At 46.7% G+C, this 4,038-nt stretch carries 4 protein-coding genes; all 4 read right to left on the bottom strand.

Features of this window, described 5'->3' with window-relative positions; genetic code table 11:
• Window positions 1–1,484: NADH-quinone oxidoreductase subunit C (locus Q0338_RS03000; protein WP_298085464.1), on the bottom strand; the 1,484-nt coding region annotated here is incomplete at its 3' end.
• A gap of 2 nt (window positions 1,485–1,486) precedes the next feature.
• Window positions 1,487–2,962 carry a proton-conducting transporter membrane subunit gene (locus Q0338_RS03005; RefSeq protein ID WP_298085465.1) on the bottom strand — a complete coding sequence of 492 codons (1,476 nt, stop codon included), beginning with the start codon at window positions 2,960–2,962 and terminating at the stop codon, window positions 1,487–1,489.
• A gap of 2 nt (window positions 2,963–2,964) precedes the next feature.
• Window positions 2,965–3,609: a hydrogenase 4 membrane subunit gene (gene hyfE / locus Q0338_RS03010; RefSeq protein WP_298085467.1), complete on the bottom strand. Its 645-nt coding sequence runs from the start codon at window positions 3,607–3,609 to the stop codon at window positions 2,965–2,967.
• A 13-nt stretch (window positions 3,610–3,622) separates the two neighbouring features.
• A partial coding sequence (locus tag Q0338_RS03015; protein ID WP_298085466.1) for an NADH-quinone oxidoreductase subunit H occupies window positions 3,623–4,038 on the bottom strand: 416 nt, incomplete at its 5' end.

Below are 4,038 nucleotides of genomic sequence, written 5' to 3' on the forward strand. Positions count from 1 at the left end.
CCTTGCATGATCCAGTGGACGTTTTCTCCTCGAGGAGCTTCGTCATATCCGAGTGCGAAATTTTCAGGCTTGATCATAGTCACAGGATCTATCATGATCGGCGTTTGAGGCATTAGCTCAAAGCACTGCCTGATGATATGAATAGACTGTTTTAGCTCCTTATATCTCACGACTTCGCGACTAAATACGTCTCCGCCGTGCTCGACCGCGACCTCAAATTCGATATGCTTAAAGAAGTCGTAAGGGTGGTCGTAGCGGTTATCGCGCTTAAAGCCCGAACCGCGCATATTTGGACCGACAGGGCTAAAGTCGCGAGCGACTTGCTTATCAAGCACTCCTACGCCTTTCCAGCGTCCTAGTTGGCGTTTATCCTCCATCACGGCATCCCAAATTTCCGTAATTTGAACGTCGAGTTTGTTTATGATCGCAAGGCCTTGCCTAATTTCGTTGTCGGTCATATCTCGGCGAAGTCCGCCCATGATGACGTTACCGTAAGTTTTACGGCCGCCGGTTACGAGTTGGGCTAGCTCCATAGAGTACTCGCGCACCCTAAAGATATGCATGAAGGCGTTATAGTTACCAGTTACCTCGCAAGCTAGACCGATATTTAAAAGATGGCTGTGAAGGCGCTCGATCTCAAGGCAAATCACGCGGATAGCCTGCGCTCTTAGCGGAACTTCAAGCCTGATAGCCTTTTCTGCCGCTTCTATACACGCAATCGCGTGAGCGTAGCCGCAAATTCCGCAGACGCGCTCTGCAAGGTAGCCCATCTGATCGTAGTTCATTCTGTTTTCGGCTAGCTTTTCCATACCGCGGTGCTGATAAAAGAGGCGGTAGTCCGCGTCTATGATCTCGTCGCCGTCGCAAAATAACCTAAAGTGTCCAGGCTCGTCGCTGGTTACGTGCAAAGGCCCAAGCGGCACGTCGATGACGCTATCGCCTTTTGGAAATAAAAACTCGGTGTCGGGCTCATCCTGGTGAGCGACTGGATCGGGGCGGTAGCGGTAGTCCATCGCGTCTTTTCTAAGCGGATAAAGGCCGTCCGGCCAATCGTCGCTTAGCACCAATCTACGCTTATCGGGCAAGCCCTCGGCTACTAGGCCGAACATATCGTAGGCTTCTCTTTCGTACCAAACGCAAGCAGGCACTAGCGGAGTAACCGACGGAAAAGTCGGATCGACGCCGGGAATTAGCGTTTTAACGGTGATAAAGCACTTATCCTCGGCGGCAAAGTCGTCTTCTTCCGTCATCTTGCCGCCCTCCATAGACAAAGCGTAGTAAAGCGCAAAACAGCCGTTTATCGTTCTCTCGTCGTTTGGTATCATCGTGCTCAAAAAGCCGCCGATATCGTAGTAAAGGGTCTTAACCGCAAGCGGAAGGTCGTTTCTATCGACTAAAACCGTGATTTGGTCGTCGGCTTGGCGTGTTACTTCTAAAACCTTTACCTTTGTTTTTAAAATTTCTACAAATTTATCGCCTCTCATCTTCAAACTCCCATCATTATTTTGACGCCCTCATTGACTAGAGCGTAAAAGTTTTCTACGTGCCAAACGCCAAATATTATGATTAGCGCGCAAAGCAAGATAAGCGGTAAATTTTCTACTATGCTCATCTCTTTATTGTGAACGACCGCAGCTTTAGGCTCGCCAAAACTCGCCATGTTAAAGTGCGAGAAGTCCGCGATAAAGATGATCGCAAGAGCTATCGCAAATAGCGCAACGCTAAAATATTGACCGCTGTTTATAGCGCCGACGAATACGTTATATTCGCTGACGAATATCGCAAACGCAGGGACGCCTACTAGCGAACAAACCGCAGCGCCGAACATCATAGTGGTTATCGGAGCTATCTTTACCATACCGCCCATTTTAGTCATATCTTTGTGACCGTAAATTCTAGCGATATTGCCCGTTGAGCAAAACGCAAGAGCCTTGGTAAAGCTGTGAGCTAGGCAGTGGAAAATAGCCGCAAATAGCCCGAAAAATCCGCCGACTCCCAAAGCAAAAGCTATAACGCCCATATGCACGATAGAGTGGTAGGCAAACATCCTTTTTACGTCGTGTTGCCTGATTAAGAAAATTCCGCCCACAAATAGCGTAATAAGACCGGAAACTATCATCACGCTTTGAACAAACTCCATGCCCGTAGCTTGAGCCGCGATAGCGTAGTATCTAAATAAAGCTAACATCGCGCACTTTAGCAAAACGCCTGAAAGCAGAGCCGAAATCGGAGCTGGGCCTTGAGCGTGGACGTCCGGAAGCCACGTATGCGTAGGAGCAAGGCCGGCTTTGGTGCCAAATCCGATAAGCGCGAAGACGAAGATTAGCTTAGCGACGTCGGGGCTTAAATTTTTAGCGTTTGCCATTATGCCGGTCCATAGCATCGCAGCCTCGCCGTCTTTTATCTCCGCAAAGGTCGCAGAGTAAAGAAGTACGGTCGCATAAAGAGCGAACGCTAGGCCGATAGAGCAAAGGACTATGTATTTATAGCCGCTCTCGGTTGATTTTTGATCTTTTAGGATCGCGACTAGGAACACCGATGAAAGCGTAGTAGCCTCGATCGCAGCCCACATAAACGCGACGTTGTTACAGATGACGCTTAAGCTCATAGTAAAGATAAACACGTGGCTAAGCGCGTAGTATTTCTTAAGCGCGCTTAAATTTATATGTCCCTCTTCAAGCTCCCATCTCATATAGTGGGTCGCGTATAAATTTACTAGTAGTCCCGTAACCGCGATAAGTATCAAAAATACGCAGCCAAGGCTGTCTAGAAACAAAAATTTATCGTGCGCGTAAAACGTACCGCCCGTTAAAACCTTGCTTACGTTAAATAGCAAGGCTAAAGACGTAACTGCGCTAACGGCTACGTGAAGCAAACTCAAAAAAGCGTAATTTTTCGGAGAGAAAAATAGCAGTATCGCTCCAAGAAGCGGTAAAATTAATATCAAAGTTAAACTATCCATCTCTATCCCCTTAAATTCGTAGCCTTAGACGTGTCAAGGCTGCCGTATGCTTTATAAAATCTGATAGCTAAAACGCTCATGATGATAACGGCAAAAATCGCATCGGTTAAAATTCCAAGCTCGACAAGCTCGTTTGAGTTGTAAGCCATGAGCGCTAGGCTTAGATGTATGCCGTTTTCAAAAAGGCAGTAGGCTAAAATTTGCTTGATAAACGAGTTTCTAAGCATAAAGCCAAAAACCCCCATCATAAATACGCAAACCGCGGCTAGTAGCATTATCTTTTCTTTAATAAGCGAAAACTCCAAAAATATCGGATTAATACTCATCGCCAAAGCCAAACTAAAACCCATCGCTATAACAGGGCTTACGAAAAAGCCGCCCACAGGCTCGTCTTCGCTAACGACGTTAAGCTTTTTAATCAACCAAAGCAAGATCGCCGGCACGAATAAAACCTTCGTAAAAAACGCCACTACCGCCCACATGGATAGCTGCGACGCGTTAAATTTAGACGCCAACATAGAAAATATACCGACTAAAAGCAACGTCTCGATCGCGTAAACGATGACGGATAGCTTTAGGCTACGTAGCCCAAATACCGCCAAAGACGTTACTATCATGCCGATAGCTAATGCGTCTAACATAGTCATATCTGCATTCATCTCACACCCCCACGACGTAAAGCGTCAAAGCCACGAAAGATATGGCTAGAGCAGCTAGAGCGTTTTTACGTAAGCTCGAAGTCATCCTAAATCTCGGTCCGAAGTTATCTATAAACACGGCCGCTACGTAAAACACTCCCGTTTTTAAGACGAAGATTATCACCGCTAAAAACGGATTGCTAAAATTCCACGGCTCGAAAATCGAAAGGAAAAGTCCGATCATCGCAAATTGTTTTAAGATAAGCGAAGCTTGAACTAGGCCTAAATCAGAGCCCGCGTATTCGCCTAGCAAGCCTTCTTGCAGCTCTTGCTCGGCTTCTGCTAGGTCAAAAGGCTTTCTGCCAGTTTCAACGTATATGCACCACAAAAACGCTATCGAAGCAACTGCAAAACTTGGAATCTGATATCCGATTTGAC

The organism is uncultured Campylobacter sp., from assembly GCF_938018145.1.
In the GTDB taxonomy this organism is placed as follows: Bacteria; Campylobacterota; Campylobacteria; order Campylobacterales; family Campylobacteraceae; genus Campylobacter_A.